This is a genomic window from Aeoliella straminimaris (assembly GCF_024054565.1).
Lineage (GTDB): Bacteria > Planctomycetota > Planctomycetia > Pirellulales > Lacipirellulaceae > Aeoliella > Aeoliella straminimaris.
Map to the genome: position 1 here is coordinate 114,734 of NZ_JAMXLR010000095.1, position 17,361 is coordinate 132,094.

Annotated in this window: 11 protein-coding genes and 1 tRNA gene; 2 read left to right on the forward strand and 10 right to left on the reverse strand. The window is 61.5% G+C overall.

Annotation, left to right across the window (positions count from 1 at the left end; genetic code table 11):
- Positions 1–18: 18 nt before the first annotated feature.
- From NG895_RS29520 to NG895_RS29555, 8 genes are all read right to left on the reverse strand, one after another.
- Positions 19–3,420, reverse strand: coding sequence for an ATP-binding protein (locus tag NG895_RS29520; RefSeq protein ID WP_252856173.1), 3,402 nt, complete (start codon positions 3,418–3,420; stop codon positions 19–21).
- Between the two features lie 58 nt (positions 3,421–3,478).
- Positions 3,479–4,078, reverse strand: a complete 600-nt coding sequence (locus tag NG895_RS29525; RefSeq protein WP_252856174.1) for a DUF4194 domain-containing protein — start codon at positions 4,076–4,078, stop codon at positions 3,479–3,481.
- Positions 4,075–5,577, reverse strand: coding sequence for a DUF3375 domain-containing protein (locus NG895_RS29530; RefSeq protein ID WP_252856175.1), 1,503 nt, complete (start codon positions 5,575–5,577; stop codon positions 4,075–4,077). Before NG895_RS29530 ends, NG895_RS29525 begins: the two co-directional genes overlap by 4 nt.
- A gap of 211 nt (positions 5,578–5,788) precedes the next feature.
- Positions 5,789–9,193 carry a protein translocase subunit SecD gene (secD, locus tag NG895_RS29535; protein ID WP_252856176.1) on the reverse strand — a complete coding sequence of 1,135 codons (3,405 nt, stop codon included), beginning with the start codon at positions 9,191–9,193 and terminating at the stop codon, positions 5,789–5,791.
- Positions 9,194–9,201: 8 nt separating this feature from the next.
- The gene (gene yajC / locus NG895_RS29540; protein WP_252856177.1) at positions 9,202–9,585 is read right to left on the reverse strand and encodes a preprotein translocase subunit YajC; all 384 of its coding nucleotides are present in this window, start codon (positions 9,583–9,585) and stop codon (positions 9,202–9,204) included.
- A 201-nt stretch (positions 9,586–9,786) separates the two neighbouring features.
- On the reverse strand, positions 9,787–10,956 hold the full coding sequence (gene tgt / locus NG895_RS29545; protein ID WP_252856178.1) for a tRNA guanosine(34) transglycosylase Tgt: 1,170 nt from the start codon (positions 10,954–10,956) through the stop codon (positions 9,787–9,789).
- 28 nt (positions 10,957–10,984) lie between these two features.
- Positions 10,985–12,316, reverse strand: coding sequence for a DNA-directed RNA polymerase subunit alpha C-terminal domain-containing protein (locus NG895_RS29550; RefSeq protein WP_252856179.1), 1,332 nt, complete (start codon positions 12,314–12,316; stop codon positions 10,985–10,987).
- Between the two features lie 104 nt (positions 12,317–12,420).
- A tRNA-Thr gene (locus tag NG895_RS29555) sits at positions 12,421–12,494 on the reverse strand.
- 492 nt (positions 12,495–12,986) lie between these two features.
- On the opposite strand from NG895_RS29555, the gene NG895_RS29560 reads away from it, so the two are divergent.
- Positions 12,987–15,260 (forward strand): glycoside hydrolase family 2 protein, encoded by a 2,274-nt coding sequence (locus NG895_RS29560; RefSeq protein ID WP_252856180.1) that lies wholly within the window; start codon positions 12,987–12,989, stop codon positions 15,258–15,260.
- Between the two features lie 189 nt (positions 15,261–15,449).
- Here NG895_RS29560 and NG895_RS29565 read toward each other — a convergent pair whose 3' ends face one another.
- On the reverse strand, positions 15,450–15,683 hold the full coding sequence (locus NG895_RS29565) for a hypothetical protein (protein WP_252856181.1): 234 nt from the start codon (positions 15,681–15,683) through the stop codon (positions 15,450–15,452).
- Positions 15,684–15,798: 115 nt separating this feature from the next.
- Complete coding sequence (locus NG895_RS29570) at positions 15,799–16,755, reverse strand: DUF2608 domain-containing protein (RefSeq protein ID WP_252856182.1); 957 nt, start codon at positions 16,753–16,755, stop codon at positions 15,799–15,801.
- A 103-nt stretch (positions 16,756–16,858) separates the two neighbouring features.
- On the opposite strand from NG895_RS29570, the gene NG895_RS29575 reads away from it, so the two are divergent.
- Complete coding sequence (locus NG895_RS29575) at positions 16,859–17,305, forward strand: nucleoside deaminase (RefSeq protein ID WP_252856183.1); 447 nt, start codon at positions 16,859–16,861, stop codon at positions 17,303–17,305.
- The last annotated feature ends 56 nt before the right edge of the window (positions 17,306–17,361 follow it).

Sequence of the window (17,361 nt, forward strand, 5' to 3'; positions counted from 1 at the left end):
CCCCCTGCCTCGCCATGGCTATTTTGGCGTGACGCGTGGTGTGGCTGATTCGCTGGGGCCGTCGGCAAACTGTCCGACCACCTCCTCATATTCGCGGGCCGTCATGCTGAACAACTGCGAACGGCCTGTAGATTCATCCTTCACAACTTGCAGGTAGCTGTTCACGAAAGGCTCGGTCACCCGGGCTTTGGCGTCGAGTGGGGCGACGATCAGCAGTTGCAGACCAAATCGCTCGAACAGCTTCAGGGCGTATTCGGCGTTCTGGTCGTCGATCTTGGAGAACATCTCGTCCACCACGACAAATTGGAACCGGCCCGACTGCGGCGATTCGGGATCGAGGTCGTACTGGTAGGCAATGGCGGCCACCAGGATGGTGAACGCCAACTTGGCCTTCTCGCCACCCGACTGCCCGGTGCTGCCTTCGTGAAAACTGCGCGTCTCGCCCGTCTCGTGATCGAGTTCTCGAGCGGCGAAAGTGAACCAGTTTCGCACGTCGATCACTTTGTCCCGCCAGCGAGTCTTCTCCGTATCGGCCAGTCGCGCGACCAACTTTTCGATCCGCTGGAAGCGAGCCTCGTTCACTTCGTTGGTGCCCTCGTAGGCGTCGTCCAGGCACTCTCGCAGCGCCCGACGGAAGTCGCCAATCTCGCGATCCGCCACCTCGCGCGGTTCGAGTTTCATGTAAGAGTTGGGGCGGTAGTTCAGTGCCGCCAGCGAACGGTTGAGTTGCGATACCTTGGTTTCGATGCGCCGCCGCTCTTCGTTCAGGGCGTTGTGGAACAAGGCGATTTCCTGCGTCACTTTGTCGTTCAGGCGGTCTTTGAACTTTTGTTCGTGCCGCGGCAGGTCCTCCTCGCGAATCTGAGCCAGCAGCGCCAGGAAGGCATCGAGCGATTCGCGGTTGGCGGACAGATCGGCCTGCTGCTCGGCAAACGCCCGCAGGAAGCGGTTCATCTCCTCCACCATCCGGTCGCCCAGACGGATGAGCGGATTTCGCCGCCGTTCGATCTCGTCTCGCAGGCCGGAGGTCCAAGTCGTTTCGGTGGCGGCGAGATTCTCGGGCGTAAGTGGCTCGTTGAGCGACTCTTCGATCGATGTGAAGCTGACCGCGTGTTGGTCGTACTCGCCGGCGTTGCGCAATCGGGCGAGCTCTTGCTCCGCGCGGGCGATCTCGTCTTCGCGCTGCGACACCAGGTCTTGCAGTATCGCCAGCTTCCGGTTCAGCGTGGTCCGCTGGTTGTCGAGCGCCTCCACGGCTTGCTCGGCCTGCTGCAATCGCTGCTTGAGCGCCTTGACCGCAGAGTTGGAAGATTCCAGCTCCTGCTTTTCCCGCTCTAGCGATTCGAGTTCCCGCTGGTGACGCGCCAGATCGATTTCGTCGAACCGCTTCAGCTTTCCAGCTTCTTCAGCGGCGGCGAGTGTTGCACGGACCTTGGCCAGTTGGGTAGCGCTGGCGGTGGTGGCCTCGTCGAGCTTGGCGATCTCGCGACCAAGCTGCTCGAGCCGTTCGGCCAGCAGTCGTTTCTTCTCCCGGTTGTCCCATCCCAGCACGTAGTGCCGGCGGTCGATCGCGCGGGGGCGGTCGTCCTTGGTGTGGCGCTCGCGAGAATACTTGATGTGGCGGTTCTCGGTGAGGGCGCGGCCCGTGGTCGACTCGAACTCCTCCACCGAGTCGCAGCAGTGATAGTCGAACCGCCGCGCCACCTCGTCGCGTACCCAAGGCGTCAGGGGATGGCGCCCGCGGAACTGCAGTTTACGCGTCAGCGACTGCGGATGCTGGCGATCGCCGCCCAGGTCTTCGCCACGCCCCACCCGCAGGTAGTCGAGCCGTTGCCCGCGACCACGGCCGTCGACCAGCTTGGTGCGATCGATATACGCCTGCACCCGGGCGTAGTACGTCTCGGGCACCAGCAGGCTCAGAGCGAACGAGCGCAAGACCAACTCGGCCGAGGCCTCCCAGCGGCGCTCATCGGGGGCGACCGTCATCAGCTCCGCCGCAAACGGCAGTTGCTGCGCTTTCAGGCCCAGGTCGTCGCACAGTTCTTGACGCATCGTCACGAGTGCCGATGGCAGGTTGGTAGAGCGATTGCCCAGGGCGGCCAGCTCCTGCTGGTCCTCGCGGACCGCGCGATGGTACTCGCCCCGCTGAATGACCAGCTCTTCGTACTTCGCCTGAAGCTGCTGTTGTTGCTGGTTGGCTGCCGCGACACACTGCTGCAGCTCTTGCTGCACTTTGGTGTGCGACGGTTCGTCCGTCACGTTGCGGTCGATGCCGGCGGTGCGCAACAGCTGGTGGTATCGCTGCGAGGCGGCCTGCTTGGTTTCGAGGCGGGCTTGTTCGGAGGCCATCAGGTGCGGAATCGCCTTGAGCCGTTCGCCACCCGCCTGATCGATCTCGTTGCGTAGTTGCCGAATCTGCTCGCGGGCCTCCGACTCTCGTGCTTTGATGTCGGCAATGGACTGTTCCATGTGGCCGACTTCGCCGCGCTGCAGTTCGAGGGCGGGTTTCAGCAGATCGACCGTCTGTTGATGGAAGAACGTGGCCGCGGCCGCCAACTGGCGTTCGCGGGTAATTAGTTCGGCTTCCTCGGTGCGGTAACGCAGGCCGAGTTTCTCGACCGGTTCGAGCAACTCTTCCGCTTTGCGAGTGCGGACCAGTTCCTGGTGCGCGACGCTCAGGTCGTGGAAGTGCGCGAGCAGTTTGGCCACGGTCTCCTGCCAGTTGTGGCGTTCGAGCATGTGGTCGCGGATAAAACGGTCGAGGCTTTGGATGTCTTTGACCGCGACGGTCTGGTTGAAAATGTCCATCGCCTTGGGCAACATGCCCGTGCGACGTGTGAGCCAGCTACGGTATTTGACGAACTTCTTGGTCGTCTCATAGCCCAAGCGGTGCAGGTGCTCGGCCAGTTCGTCCGCCTTGCGGACGCCGGCCAGGTCTTCTTCGAGCGCCCGCGGTTCGTCGGCCACGGCGAACAGCTTCTCGGTCGAACCGTCGGTCGCCAGATGCAGCACCTGGCACAGCGTAAACGACTTGCCGAGTTGCTCGTCGGTAAACACCGCGGCGATGGCCGTTAGCTGCGAAGCCTGTGGCCGCAGGTACTTGACGATGGCCATGTTCGAGTCGTCGCTGGTGCGGGCGTACGCGCCGCGGATGTAGCTCTTTTCGGTACGCTCCGTCTTTCGGGCGCCGGCGGCCACGTTGTAGTTGCGGGTCCGTGGTTCGACCAGCAGCGTAAGAATTGCGTCGACCAGCGTCGACTTGCCCGAGCCGTTGTGGCCCACCAGCAGCGACGTCCGGCCCTTGGGTTCGAAGCGATAGACGTGCCCATCGGAACTGTCGAAGGTGCCCCAGTTCAGCAGTTCCAGTTTCTGCAACCGGTAGCCAGGGCGCTCGGGGCGAATGTCGAACAGATAGTCCATGAGGGAGGAAATGTGGGGGTCGGGTGATAGGGTTCGAGGGAAGAGCCACGCGGCAGGTTTATTCGGCCGCGGCCAGCAAGCGATCGCGCAGCGACTCGAGCTCTTCCAGGGGTAGGCGGGCCTTGAGTAGTCGGCAAACTTCCCAAGCGTCGCTGGTGCCGCCGAACTTGCGGACGAACTTCATCTTTTCCATCGACGCCAACGAGGCCAGCAACTGCTTCCGCAACCGCACTTCGTCTTGCTCGTAGGGGAAAAACTGCTTCCACTCTTCCAGCAGGGCGTTCACGTCCACCACGCACCGCTCGTTATCCAGGTCCTCGTCCTCGAACCGGCGATACTCGTCCCGCAGCAGCACGCACAACAGCGTGGCTGCGTACCCGAGCGACGTGCGTCGGAACAACCGCGGCAGCCGTTCGTATCCGCCCGTGCGATGGTCGTCGTCCAGTTGTTTGAGATAGGCCATGCCTTCGTTGCGATCGACGATGAGCATCAGGCCGATCTTGGCGAAGTACGTCACCAGATCCGACTCGCGGGCCAGCAGCGTATCCCAGGCCAGGATGTCGTCGGCGTACAGCACACCTTGCAGCAGCCTTACGGCCGGCACACCCAGTTCGTCGAACTCGGGCAGGTCGTTCAGTTCGGTGGATTCAATACTCATTCGATGGCTCCGGCCGCTGCGGGTTGTTTGGACTGCCGCAGATGCTTGGCGAGAAACACCACCCGCGGCACTTCGTAGGCGACTTGCTCGCCGGTGATGGTCTGCACCTGCACGATGTGCAGCTCGTCGGTGTCGACGTCGTGTCCGCCGTCGTGCGCGAGTTGCAGGTAGCCAAGCAGTTCGATGGCACCGGAGGCCACGGGATAAGTCTCTAGTAGTTCCGGCAGCGACACCTGGTGGGCGGAGTCCGCAACGGCCCGCTCCACGTTCGCTCGCATCCGTTTCCAGTCCAGCCGTTCGAGCGCCGCAAAGTGGCGAAACGCCGCGAAGCGGTCGAGCTCGTCTGGCTGGTGCTGCAGCAGTTCGCGGACGTCGAACTCGGTAGGCGCCGTCCAGAACGTCCGTTCCATGGGGTTGCCCAAATGCACCTGCGTGGCGAGTTGCAAACCCACTTCATCGCCGGGCGGATGATCGGCTAGTTTGCGGGCCGTGGTTTTGATCTGGGCGAGCACCTCGGCCACCCGTTGACGCGAAGTGTTGCTGCGGACATCGAGCAGGCGTCGGAGCGTGGCGCTCAGTCGGCGGGTGGTGCGGAGCACCTTCTCGGCTTCGTCGGCCAGGTGCGAAATCATGCCTCGCACCCGTTCCATGCCGCCAGATTGTTCGGCCAGGGCATCGATTTCCTGCAGCTCGGCGACGATTGCCTCGAGTTGCTCCTGCTTGGCGGGCGAGAGAATCAGCCGCACGAACTCGTTGAAGCTTACCCCCTGGTCGGCAAACTTCAGCCGATCCTCGGCCGCCAGGGCGTGGCCCAGGATTTCTCCACGGGCGGTATTCGCGTCGTTTTGCCGCTGCTGCACCTCGCGGGTGATGGCCTTGAACGACTCTTCCACCGCGCGAAAGTCGCCCTGCAGCGAAGTGAGGTCGGACACAGCGTCGGCGAAACGTTCGCGTATGGCCGTGGCCGAGTAGGTCTCGACATCCGTGCCCGACTCGATGGCGGCAATCTCCTCGTCCAGCCGCCTGCGCTCCGCACGAAGGTGGGCGAGGCGTTGCTCGGGGTCGGCCGAACTGCGTACGACAATGTCGCTCAGGGCGTCGATGATGCGTTTGAGTCGCGATTCGGTGCCCACGAAGCCGACGCCTTGTTCCAACAGTTGGTGGAGGAACTTCAGCACCTCTTCGGTGTGAGGCGTCAGCTCGTAAACCGGCTCGGCATGTTCGGCGTCGTGATAGCGACGCAGCCAGCGGACGCCCGCCGATGTCCAATCGTTCAGATAATTTTCTGGTCGGTCAGCAAGACACTCTGGTTCGCTGGCGTGCAGCTCATCGAGGAAGTCGGCCAGCCGCTGCACCAACTCGGCATGGCCAATGGTGATGGCGTCGCCTTGCTTGAACTGGCAATGCAGGAAGAACGCGATCTGCGCAGCGTGTGGCGAGCGCAGCAGCCGGGCTGCGGGGTTCGTCGAGAAGAAACTAACCAGCCGGTCTAACTTCACACCTTGCACTCCAGCACCTTGCGGGGCCCCACCACGACGGTGGGCGGGGCAGCCCTACATTATAGGCACTCGGCGCGGCCGGGTGGGTGCTGGCAGGGGTGAAAATTGTGGCTTGGGCTAGGTGTACACCCGTGCTATCACGCGACGGCCAAGCGGCCGTCGCGATGCTCCACCAAAAGGGGTGTGTGGATGGCCTTCGGCAGGCCGACTCTTAGACCGACCAGTTCTGTTCCTTCTTGCTGAGCCAGAGCAGTACTGGCGAAGCGATGAAGATCGAGCTGTAGGTACCGACGATCACGCCGATCACCAACGCGAAGGCGAAGGCGTGGATGCCGTCGCCGCCGAAGAAGTACAAGATCACCACCACGATCAACGTCGTGAGCGACGTGAGCAAGGTACGGCTCAGCGTCTGGTTGACGCTGGTGTTGATCATCTCGGCGGTGAGCGTGGGGCTCTTACCCCGTACCTCGCGGATGCGGTCGAACACCACGATCGTATCGTTCAGCGAGTACCCGATAATGGTCAGGAACGCCGCCACAATGGGCAGGCTGATCTGGAACGCGTCGACCTGCAAAGCGCCGGCCAGCCCGCCAGCGTATTGCACCAGGAAGGCACTCAAGGCGAGCACGCCGAGGGTGACCAGCACGTCGTGCACCAGGGCCACCACGGCGGCCAGGCCGTAGGAGATTTTCTGGAACCGAATCCAGATGTAACCAATGATTCCCAAAAGACTTACGGCGATGGCGTAAATGGCCTGCAGCCGCATGTCGCCCGCCACCCGACCGCCGATTTTGTTGGCGAGCGGGAAGATGGGTTGGCCGTTCTTCCGCTCCACAACGGTGTCGAATACTTTTTGAGCCTGGCTTTGATCGACGCCGGCCAGGCGGACGTTCCACTCGGCGAACCTGCGACTGCTACCCTCACTGTAGTTGGGATTGGTAACCACCGGTGCGATGCCCGACATCCCCAAGTCGTCGAGCACATCCTGCACGTCGCCCAGCAGGGTGTCGTGCGATACGCCGACCAGGGCCTCGTCGGCGCTCTCCTCGCCGAAGCGAATTGTCGATTCGAAGCCACGGAACTGATTCTCGCCCTCGGCTCCTTCGGTGAACGTCTCAATCGGCGTGGCGCTGATCTCGTAGGTTTCCAGCTTGCCATTGAAGGTCTTGCCCAGAATCTCCTCCACGTGATCAACCGCGTTGAAGACTGGCTGCCCCGTTTCTTCATTCACTTCGTCCAGCACGCTGCAGTCGATCTTGAAGGTTGTGCCTTCAGGACCGTCCTGCTTGCGTTCGACCACCAGCAGGTTCTTGTCGCCCAGTTCGGTGTCTTCCAGGGCCGCACGCACGTCGGCTTGCGACATAGCGTGGTCTTCCTGCAGCACCATCGTGACCGACGTGCCACCGGTGAAGTCGATGTTCAGCAGGTTCGTTCCGCGCGACGCCACACCGAACATGCCAACCACAATCACGAGCAGTGACAAACCGGTTGCCACCGGCCATTTGCTCATGAAGTTAAGGTTGCTGTTGTTCAGGATGTGCAACATGCTGAGCTTAGTGATCCAGCCACGACGCTCGGCGATGTCGAACAACAGTCGCGAGCAGAAGATGGCCGTGTACATGCTCATGATGATGCCCAAGATGAGCGTAATGGCGAAGCCTTTGATCTGGTCGGTACCAATAACGTACAGCACCAGTCCCGTGATGAGCGTCGTCACGTTGGCGTCAACAATGGTTGTCGTGGCGCGACCAAAACCATTGCGGATAGCCATCCGCAGCGTTGCCCCGCGGGACAGTTCCTCGCGGATGCGTTCGAAAATCAGCACGTTGGCGTCCACCGACATGCCGACGGTCAGCACCAAACCGGCCAGACCTGGCAGCGTGAAGGCCGCGTTCAACAGCACCATGGCCGCGACGACCAGCACGATGTTTAGCACCAGCGCCATGCACGCCACGATGCCGGCAAACCGGTAGTAGACCAGGATGAACACCAACACGATGGCCATCGAGCCGATCATCGCCCGCGTGCCTTGCTCGATGGTTCGAGCTCCGATCTCTGGACCGGTCTGGGCTTCGCTGACGGGAGTCTTGTTGAGTTCGGCTGGCAGACTACCTGCATTCAGGATGTCGGCAATGTGTTCCACTTCTTCCTCGGTCATGCGGCCGCTGATCGTACCGTGAGTGGAGATCTTCGAGCGGATGCCGGGGGCGGTCCGCAGCTTGTTATCCAGGATCACTCCCAGGTAGTAGCTGCGAGGATTGGGGATGTGTGCGGCGGTGAGCTTGCCGAACCGGAACGCGCCTTGCGAATTGAAGGCAAAGCGAACTTCGTGACCTTCCTGGCCGACGCCGGCGCTGGCGCTGGAGAGGTATTCGCCGGTGACGTCGAACGGGTCTTTGATGACCAGGATTTCGGGGCCATTCACGCCCATTCGCTTGACGACAACCTCATCGCGTTCCGGGCTTTCACCCACTTCGCCGATGCCGCCGAATTCTTCGACATCGTAGGGCACCCACTTGGCGATCGTGGCGTTGTTCGACTTTACTTCCGTCCGCCCGGGAGGCATAGTCAGCGCGATCTTGATCTTCTCTTGGTCTTCGTTCCGCTGGCTATCGGCGAGAATGCGGAACTCGAGCTGGCCGAGCTCGGTGATCTTCTTCTTGATGTATTCCAGCTCCGCCTGCCCAGCTTTGGGAATGATGAACTCGATGCTCTTCCCGCGCCGGCGGATGGTTACTTCCTTGGTGCCGCTCGGGTCGACACGCTCCTTCAAGGCCGAGAGCATCTTGTCCATGCTCACCGGAGCGCGTTTGCCGTCGCTGACCTCTTCTTCTCCATCCGGAGTGGTGCTTTGGTCGTCCTCGTCCTTCACCGAATCGGGATCGGCCAGGTCGTAGATCAGTGTGACACCGCCACCCAGGTCGGGACCGAGCTTGAAGCCGTTCTCGCGCGTCGAGGCCGAAACTACCGCCAGGATGCCGGCGGCGGCGACGCCAATCACCACGGCGATCTTCCACCCGTGGTCGGGCATTTTCAGCGACTTGGCGAAGTACGATCCGATAAAGCCCGGTACGATAAACAGTGCCAGGATGATGAGGGTCATGACCCAGGGCGAGAGCCCCGTGGCGGATTCGAGATCGGCCGCTGCCTCTTCGGCGGCTTCTTTTTCGGCCTGGCCCTCTGCTGCTTCTTCAGCAGCTTTTTCGTCGGCGGGGGTTTCTGCCTCGACGAATTCTTCTTCGACGGGCGCCTCTTCATCGGGCGTGTCGTCGGTGGTTTCGACCTCTTCGGTGGCGAGGTCTTCCATCGCGTCGTCGCTGGAAACCTCCGGCTCGGTGGCCGGCGTTTCGTCGGCGCTGGGCTGCTCGGCAGCGGGCTCTTCAGCGGGCTGGCTTTCGGCTGGCTGGTCGGCCGAGGTGGTTTCCTCGGCGGGCGCCGTCTCTTCGGGCGTGCCTGCTTCCGGCTCAGCAGCGGGCTGGTCGGCCGGTTGCTCGGCAGTGGCGGTCCCCGCTTCCTGCGCGAGACATGCACTCGGTGCGAGCGTCAAACCCGCGGCGAGCAATGAGAAGACAATCAGCAGCGCGGCCCACGGCCGCAAAATGGTCACCTTGTTCATGATATCGATTACTTGTCTTTTTCTTTAGCCTTGTCCTTGCCACCTTCGTTGTCATCGCCCTGTATTTGGGTGATTGCGGCCAGGCTCACTTTGATTTTGGTGCCAGTGGCGTCGTCTACCCGCAGGGTGACTCGGCCAGCGTCGCGTTGAATGTTGGTTACGACTCCGTAGATTCCGCCGGTGGTGATCACGCGGTCGTTCTCTTTGACTCCCTCGAGCTTCTTTAACTGCTCCTGCTTCTTCTTCTCGGGCAGGAAGAGCATGAAATAGGCCAAAAGTGCGATCAGCACCATGGGAATGAAGTCGAAGTACCAAGGCCGATCCGCCTCGGCAGCAGCTTGCTGTGCCCCAGCCTCCTGTGCCAGTAATAACAGAGAAGTGGTCCAGTCCACCGGGCGCCCGCCTAACCTTTTTGGAGCAGAGGAATCAGTATGCAAAACAACGAGACCGACCCCGCGACGCGCGCAGGTCGACTCCCGGTCAAGAGACCGAAGCGGGTATCATAAGTCCTTACGCCGTAAGGGGGAAGGGGGATTGAGGGAATGCCGGAACCACAGCCTGGGCATTTGGCCGGTGGCCCTGCCCCGTTCCACTCAACCCCGCTGCCAGCCGGCCAGCTTCTGCTGCCGGAACTCGGGATAGCGGTCGGCGGCAATGGCCTGACGGGCGGCCGTCATCAGCCGCTGGTAGTACGTCAGGTTGTGGATGGAGAGCAGAATTGGCCCCAGCATTTCGCCCGAGGTGAACAGATGCCGTAAATAGCCCCGGCTATGGCGGCAGGCTGGGCAAGGGCAATCCGCGTCCAGCGGCGCTGGGTCGGTCTTGTGGCACTCATTGCGAAGACGTACCGGCCCGGCATCGGTGAACGCCAAGGCGTTGCGGCCGTTACGGGTCGGCATCACGCAATCGAACATATCCACACCTCGGTAAACGGCCTCGATCAGGTCCTCGGGCCGGCCGACCCCCATCAGGTAGCGGGGGCGATCGGTGGGCAGGTGGGGGATCGTGTCGTCGATGGTGCGATACATTTCCGCGGGCTCTTCCCCCACGCTAAGGCCCCCGATTGCGTAGCCGGCAAAGTCGAGCTCGACCAGGCGTTCGGCCGATTCGCGCCGCAGATCGGCGTCGAGTCCCCCCTGCACGATGGCGAAGATCGACTGGTCCTGCCGACGGGCCGCCTGCTGGCAACGCTCGGCCCAGCGGGCGCTGCGTAGCATGGCGTCGGCGATCGCCTCCCGTTCGGCGGGCAGCGCGATCACGTGGTCGAGCTGCATGGCGATGTCGCTGCCCAGTTTTTCCTGGATGGCGATCGACTCCTCGGGCGTCAGGTCGATCCGCGCCCCGTCGATGTGCGACTGAAAGCGGGCACCCTGCTCGGTGATCTTCACGCGTTCGGCCAGGCTGAACACCTGAAAGCCGCCGCTGTCGGTCAGGATGGGGCCCTGCCAACCGCTAAAGGTATGCAGCCCACCCAATTGGGCCACGACGTCTGCGCCGGGGCGGAGGGCCAGGTGATAGGTGTTGCCCAGGATGATGCCCGCGCCGGTGGCGACCACCTGATCGATGGTCACCCCTTTGACGGTGCCGACGGTACCCACCGGCATGAATGTCGGCAGCGCCACCTCGCCATGCGGAGTGGTTAAGGTGCCCAACCGCGCACGGCAACCGGTATCGGTATGCTGCAGGCGATAGGTAACCGCGTGCGAGTTGCCAGTTGGGGATGGCGAATTTGGCGAGTCCGTACGCTCGTCGTCAGGCCGCATTCCGCACTCCCCAATCCGCCTTCGAAAATCAGTCGCCACGCAGTTTGAGGTTGGCAACCGTCAACTTTTCGCGGACCTCGTTCAGGCTGGTAACGCCGAAGTTCTTGCACTCCAGCAGGTCGTCGCCAGTGCGGCGGACCAACTCGCCGATGGTCGTCAGCCCCAGGCGGACCATGCACTTGCGAGCACGCACCGAAAGGTTGAGGTCGGAGATTGGCCGGTCGAGCAGGGCCCGTTCGTCGTCCGAGAGGGTATCGGGATCGTAAACGGGTTCTTCGTCGCGGCGCTGGTGGGCGAACTGCCCCAGTTCCAGGCCCTTGGAGGAGAGCATGTCGCGAATCTCGACCAGCGAAGTTTCACCGAAATTCTTGCTGCTTAAGAGCTCCAGCTCGGTGGTTTCGGTCAGGTCGCCCAGCGTCATCAAGCCCATCTTCTGCAGGCAGTTGCGGCTGCGGACCGACAGTTCAAAGTCGGTGACCGGGATGCTTAGCACTTGGCCCAAGCGATCCTGCTCGCGACGAGCTTCTTCGTCGTAGTACATGTCCCGCGAGGCGTCCGCGTCCTTGAAGAACAGGCGGGCCCGTTGGTGGTTGGGGAACATGTCGAGGATTCGCTCGTAGCAGCCCTTGGCTTTGTCGTAGGCCTGCATGTCCTCATACAGGATGCCGAGGTTCAACAGCGTGCCGACATAGGTCGGAAATTGCTTCGAAGCGCGCTCGTACAGTTCGCGGGCGTCGTCGTCGTTGCCGTGGCGGTCGTTCTCCAACGCCAGGCCGAACAGAGCTCCTCCGTGTGACGGATCGGCCTGCACGGCCCGCTCGAGCAGCGTATAGACTTCCTCGCGGCTGCCACCCAGCACCTGGACGGTGGCCGAACGCTGGAAGAGGTACTCGGCCGTCTGCTCCACTGCACCCGAGAGCGAATCGAGCAGCTTGAGTGCTTCGTCGTATTGCTTGCTGTAACGCAGGGCCTCGGCCTTGGCCAGGGTGACGATGTCGCGATCGTAACCGGCCCGCAGCGAGGCGTCGTACGATTCGAGGGCTTCCTGGTAGCGGTCGAGAGCCAAGTACGACCGACCCAGGTAATAATGAGTCAGCGCCCCGCCATCGCTGTGGCTCAATGTGTCGATTGCCTGCGAGTAGCGTCCCAGCAGGTACTGGCACGCACCGAGGCGGGCCGATGCGGCAGGTGACCGGTTTTCCTGCGATTCGAGTTCATGCACGCCTTCCTTGAGCTCGCGATAGTTGGCGTAGTTCTCCGAAATGGCACGGGTGATCTCTTCGATCTCACGCGGTCCGAAACCGGTTGAAGAAACCACCATCGACTTGATTCCGGCGGAGGGAGCCTGAGCCAGCGACATATTTGGTGACCTTGGGGGTTAGGTGTTGTTGGTTCGCGGGTGCCAGCCGGGGCGTTTCCGAAACGCGGGGCCCGGCACCAGTTGTCCGTTGATCCCATTTACAAAGCCGGCGGGGGGAGTCGAACCCCCAACCCCCGCATTACGAATGCGGTGCTCTGCCGATTGAAGCTACGCCGGCGAAAAAACTCGAATCTCTAAATTTACCGTGTTAAGTCCATTCCTACAATGGGGTTGCGCCGCCATTCACATGTCCGCCCCGCGGGAAGATTGGTTTTTGAGCCCTAGCTGGGAGAATCGCCCAACCTGCAGGTAACAGCAACAAAAATCTCTGTTTTTTCGCCGGATTGTGGTCGAAATTCGCGCTGGCCAAGGGATAGCTTACAGCAGAGTCTCCTAAAGGCCCCTGCAATAACCAGACCGACCAGGCGACGCGGGGTTCACGGCCAGTGAACCAGTCTGTTTGGTTTGCGATCCCGTGGCCCTTCTATGTCGACCACTGGTCTGCAACGGCTCCCGCAGTGTACCTGCCGGGTTATCCGGAGCGGCGGTAAAATAGCAAACCTGTTCGGGTTTGCCGTAGGTCGCTGCCGGCCGTCGTTTCCCATCGCAGGCCACCGGTCGCTACAGCCAGCTTGTAACCCAATTCATTCAAACCATCGAAAGATCGACCATGAGACTTTCAGTAGCCTGTGTGATGCTTGCCGCGCTGTTGGTGCCATTGGCGGCCCAGGCCGAATTGCCCGTTGCGGACCAGTGGACTTACACCTTCAAGCGCCCCGCCGACGGGTGGCAACAGCCCGAGTTCGACGCTTCCGCCTGGAAGGAAGGTAAGGGAGGCTTCGGCACGGCCGGTACTCCGAAGGCACGCATTCAAACCGAGTGGGCCGAAAACAACATCTGGCTCCGTAAGGAGTTTGAGGTTCCGGCCATTCCCGCCAAACCTGCCCTGCTGGTGCACCACGACGAAGACGCCCAGGTTTTCATCAACGGCAAGCCTGCGGCCCGGCTCGAAGGGTTCACCACCGACTACAAAGTCGTGCCGCTTTCGGAGCGGGCTGCCGGGGCGTTGAAGAAGGGCGAGAATCTGCTGGCCGTTCACTGCCGGCAACGCGAGGGAGGCCAGTTTATCGACGTGCATGTGATCGACGCCGAGGACGTGCCGAAGTTGCCGATTCCCCCGGCCATGACCACCCCTTTCAAGAGCGACCTGATCACCAAGTGGGGCGAGGAAGTCACTGCGGAGAACGTTTGGGCCGAGTACCCGCGTCCGCAACTCGAGCGTAGCAGTTGGCAGAACCTTAACGGCAATTGGGACTACGCCATCACCGACCGCCAAGAGAAGTCTGCCCCCGCGAACTGGGACGGCGAGATCCTGGTGCCGTTCTGCCTGGAGTCGAAACTAGGCGGAGTGCAGCGGCTGCTGCTGGATGATGAGGCGCTGTGGTACCACCGCACGTTCAAGGTCGACGAAGTCAAAGACCAACGCACGTTGTTGAACTTCGAAGCGGTTGACTATCGCTGCGAGGTGTTGGTCAACGGCCAATCGGTCGGCAAGCACCAGGGCGGCAACACCCCCTTCACGATCGACATCACCGACGCCGTGAAACAGGGCGAAAACACCCTGGTGGTGCGCGTGGAAGACGATACCGAAGAGTGGCAACTCCGCGGCAAGCAGGTCCGCAATCCCAACGGTATCTGGTACACCCGCGTTTCAGGCATCTGGCAGACCGTGTGGCTGGAGCAAGTGGCCGATAGCTACATCGAAGATGTCACCATCGGTACCGACGCCGAAGCGGGCAAGATCAATCTGGTAGTCGACACCGCAGGTGGCAAACCGGCGGATACAAAGTTCCGTGTTGCGGTTCTGGACGATGGAAAGGCCGTTGTGCCGGCCACTGAGTCGTCGTCGAACGAGCTGTCGATCCGCGTGCCAGATGCCAAGCTGTGGAGCCCCGACAGCCCGCATCTGTACGAGTTGGAAATCACCCTGCTGGATGGCGACCAAGTAGTCGATCAGGTGAAGTCGTACGCCGGCATTCGCGACGTCGGCACCACCCGCGATGCTGACGGTAACCTGCGATTCACGCTCAACGGCAAAAAGATCTTCCACTGGGGACCGCTCGATCAGGGCTGGTGGCCCGATGGTCTGCTGACCCCGCCTTCGGACGAGGCCATGGCCTACGACGTGGAATACCTGAAGGATGCCGGCTTCAACATGATTCGCAAGCACATCAAGGTTGAGCCGCGGCGATACTACTACCACTGCGACCGCCTGGGCATCATGCTGTGGCAGGATCAGGTCAGCGGTGGCGCCTCGCCTCCTTGGACCCACCTGAAGCCTAACCCCACGGATGCCGACTGGCCCGACGAACACCACCAGCAGTACATGACCGAGCTGGAATGGATGATCGATTCGCTGGAGAGCCATCCCTCGATCGTGGTGTGGGTGCCTTTTAACGAAGCTTGGGGGCAGCATCGCAGTGTCGAGGTGGCGAACTGGATCACCGAACGCGATCCCTCGCGACTGGTGAACGTCTCCAGTGGTGGTAACTTCTGGCCGGCAGGTAACATTGTCGACCAGCACAGCTACCCCCACCCCAGCTTCCCCTTCGACAAGTCTCGCTTTTCCGAGTTCGTTAAAGTTGTCGGGGAGTTCGGTGGTCACGGCTATCCCGTGAAGGAACACCTGTGGTTCTCGGGGCGGCGCAACTGGGGGTATGGCGGTTTGCCCAAGAACAAGCAGGAGTACCAGGGACGCTACGAGACTTCCCTCGACCGGTTGGTGGAACTCAAGCAGCAAGGCATCGCTGGTGGTGTCTACACGCAGACCACTGACGTGGAAGGCGAGATCAACGGTCTGATGACCTACGATCGCCGCGTCATCAAGCTCCCCGCCGAGCAACTGCATCAGTTGCACGACCGCCTGTACGAGGGCGACGAATAGCAGCGCCAAACAACCGTGGCCGCGCCGGTCGTGAAGAATCTTCCCCCTGGCCTCACGACCGGTGCGCCACGCTTTTCGTGCAGCGCTCACAAAGTCAGAAACGGCCTTCGCGGCAGCTTTGACAGCCTTGGTGGTCGCGCTGGCATGTGGTGCAGCAACGGTATCGGTGGAAGCAAGCTGCGAAGAGCCTCACCCCAGGATGCTCAGCACCAGCATCAGTATCGCCCACGCTACGATTACTGCGCGGATTACCGGCCCCGGGTGGTCGTGGTCGCGAGCGGACTCGACGCGAAAGTCGTAGTCCGAGTTGATGCTGGCCATGTCCCTTTCGAACCGCTCGCGGCGCTTCCTTCGCACTTCGGCTATCTCGCCGAACAGTCGATCGGCTTCGGTCGAAACCAGATGTGACGAGTGGAGGGGCATGGTTTGTCCGCTCTTGGGAAGAGGGGGGACGCACTACCATTAAGATAGCATTCGCGAGATGCGGTGTCGATTAACCACATCGGGGGGCATCCCCTCGAGTGGGGGATACCCGCGGCTAAGGGGCGGCCGCTTCGGCCACTTCGGGCTGCGATGCTTCGCCATGCAGCAGGGCGTCGATGGCCTGCCACTGGCGGGTGACCTCCTGCTTGTCGCCGTAGGCGAACTGCTTCACGCGGGCCGCTTCGTGCGTGTAGTGAAACGTGGTGACGTCCAATCCGCGGCGAGCCATGGCATCGTACACTCGGCTCACATGGCGCCCGTGGTCGTCCACGTAGATGATCGCGTCATACGGCTTGTTCACCAGGTGCATGAACATCAGCAGCATCGCACCTTTGTGCTGACCCGACGTCATGAGCACGCCATCGGCGTAGCTCACCTCGCGAGGATTGTCCGGCAGGTGAAATACCTTCATCTCATGCGCGGTCAGGCCGAAGGCTGCGGGCGTTTCGGTGTTGTAGGGGATGAACCGCGATCCCGTTTCGTAGGGATTGTCGGCATCGCCGGCGAACAAGCTAATCCGTGGGGCGGTCTTCGCGAAGTCGTAACCTGCTCGCTTGAGTTCCCGCAACGTGGCCGCGCGGTAGTCGTCGCCCCGCGAGGTCAGCACCAGAGTGTCGACTCCCAGATTTTGCAATTCCTGCACTTGCTCGGGTTGCTCGGCCTCGGGGGGATGCATGTGGTGTGCGGCGTACAGCAGACCTTGTACCTCCAGCAATTCACCAAAGTTCTGGCCTACCAGGTGGGGCGAATCGGGCTGCTGATCCAGCAGGAATTCCTGCCACTCGAACCACTGGTCGCTGCCCAAGTCGCTGTCCATGGCCAGCAGCGTGTTGTCGATATCCATCACCACCAGCACCCGCTCGGGGCCGAACTGATGGGCGTACGCTTGGGTCTGCTCCACGACCGGAGCGAAGGACTCGGTCTCGCGAAAATCCGAGCCCCAGCAAGGCGAAATCGCCAAAATCAGCACTGTTATCAGTGTTGCCAACTGGCAACTAGTCCGATAGGTCATAGGATGGCGGTCATTCGGAGGCGCAGTGATGTAAACTTTCTAGCATACGTTGCTCCCCAATGGTGTGCCACTACACTCCCCCTGAATTGCCCAAGGTAACTGCATGTCCCAAGACGAATTTTTGGCCGCCGCTATCGAAGAAGCCAAGCTCGGAGCCGAGGAAGGTGGTATTCCCATCGGTTCGGTGCTGGTGATCGACGGCGAGATCATCGGCCGTGGGCACAATCGTCGCGAGCAGCGGTTTAGCGCCATTCTGCACGCCGAGATGGACTGCCTGGAGAACGCGGGTCGGTTGAGCCCTGCTGAGTACCGCCGGTCGGTGCTGTACTCCACGTTGTCGCCTTGCGACATGTGCAGCGGGGCGGCGCTGCTTTACAAAATTCCCAAGATCATTGTCGGCGAGAACGTTACCTTCCAGGGGCCGGAAGAGTACGTTCGCGGCCGTGGAGTCGAGCTCGAAATCGTCAACCATCCCGAGTGCATCGCCTTGATGCGGGACTTCATCGAGCATTACCCTGAACTCTGGAACGAAGACATCGGGGAAGTCTGAATGACAAATGACGAAATAACCAATGATGACAGTCGTTGGTCGCTTCGACATTCGTC

What these genes read in the sequence shown, in the direction of transcription:
- secD (WP_252856176.1), bottom strand. Translation starts at nt 9,193, where the DNA reads ATGAACAAGGTGACCATTTTGCGGCCGTGGGCCGCGCTGCTGATTGTC.
- tgt (WP_252856178.1), bottom strand. Translation starts at nt 10,956, where the DNA reads ATGCGGCCTGACGACGAGCGTACGGACTCGCCAAATTCGCCATCCCCA.
- NG895_RS29520 (WP_252856173.1), bottom strand. Translation starts at nt 3,420, where the DNA reads ATGGACTATCTGTTCGACATTCGCCCCGAGCGCCCTGGCTACCGGTTG.
- NG895_RS29525 (WP_252856174.1), bottom strand. Translation starts at nt 4,078, where the DNA reads ATGAGTATTGAATCCACCGAACTGAACGACCTGCCCGAGTTCGACGAA.
- NG895_RS29550 (WP_252856179.1), bottom strand. Translation starts at nt 12,316, where the DNA reads ATGTCGCTGGCTCAGGCTCCCTCCGCCGGAATCAAGTCGATGGTGGTT.
- NG895_RS29570 (WP_252856182.1), bottom strand. Translation starts at nt 16,755, where the DNA reads ATGACCTATCGGACTAGTTGCCAGTTGGCAACACTGATAACAGTGCTG.
- NG895_RS29575 (WP_252856183.1), top strand. Translation starts at nt 16,859, where the DNA reads ATGTCCCAAGACGAATTTTTGGCCGCCGCTATCGAAGAAGCCAAGCTC.
- NG895_RS29565 (WP_252856181.1), bottom strand. Translation starts at nt 15,683, where the DNA reads ATGCCCCTCCACTCGTCACATCTGGTTTCGACCGAAGCCGATCGACTG.
- NG895_RS29560 (WP_252856180.1), top strand. Translation starts at nt 12,987, where the DNA reads ATGAGACTTTCAGTAGCCTGTGTGATGCTTGCCGCGCTGTTGGTGCCA.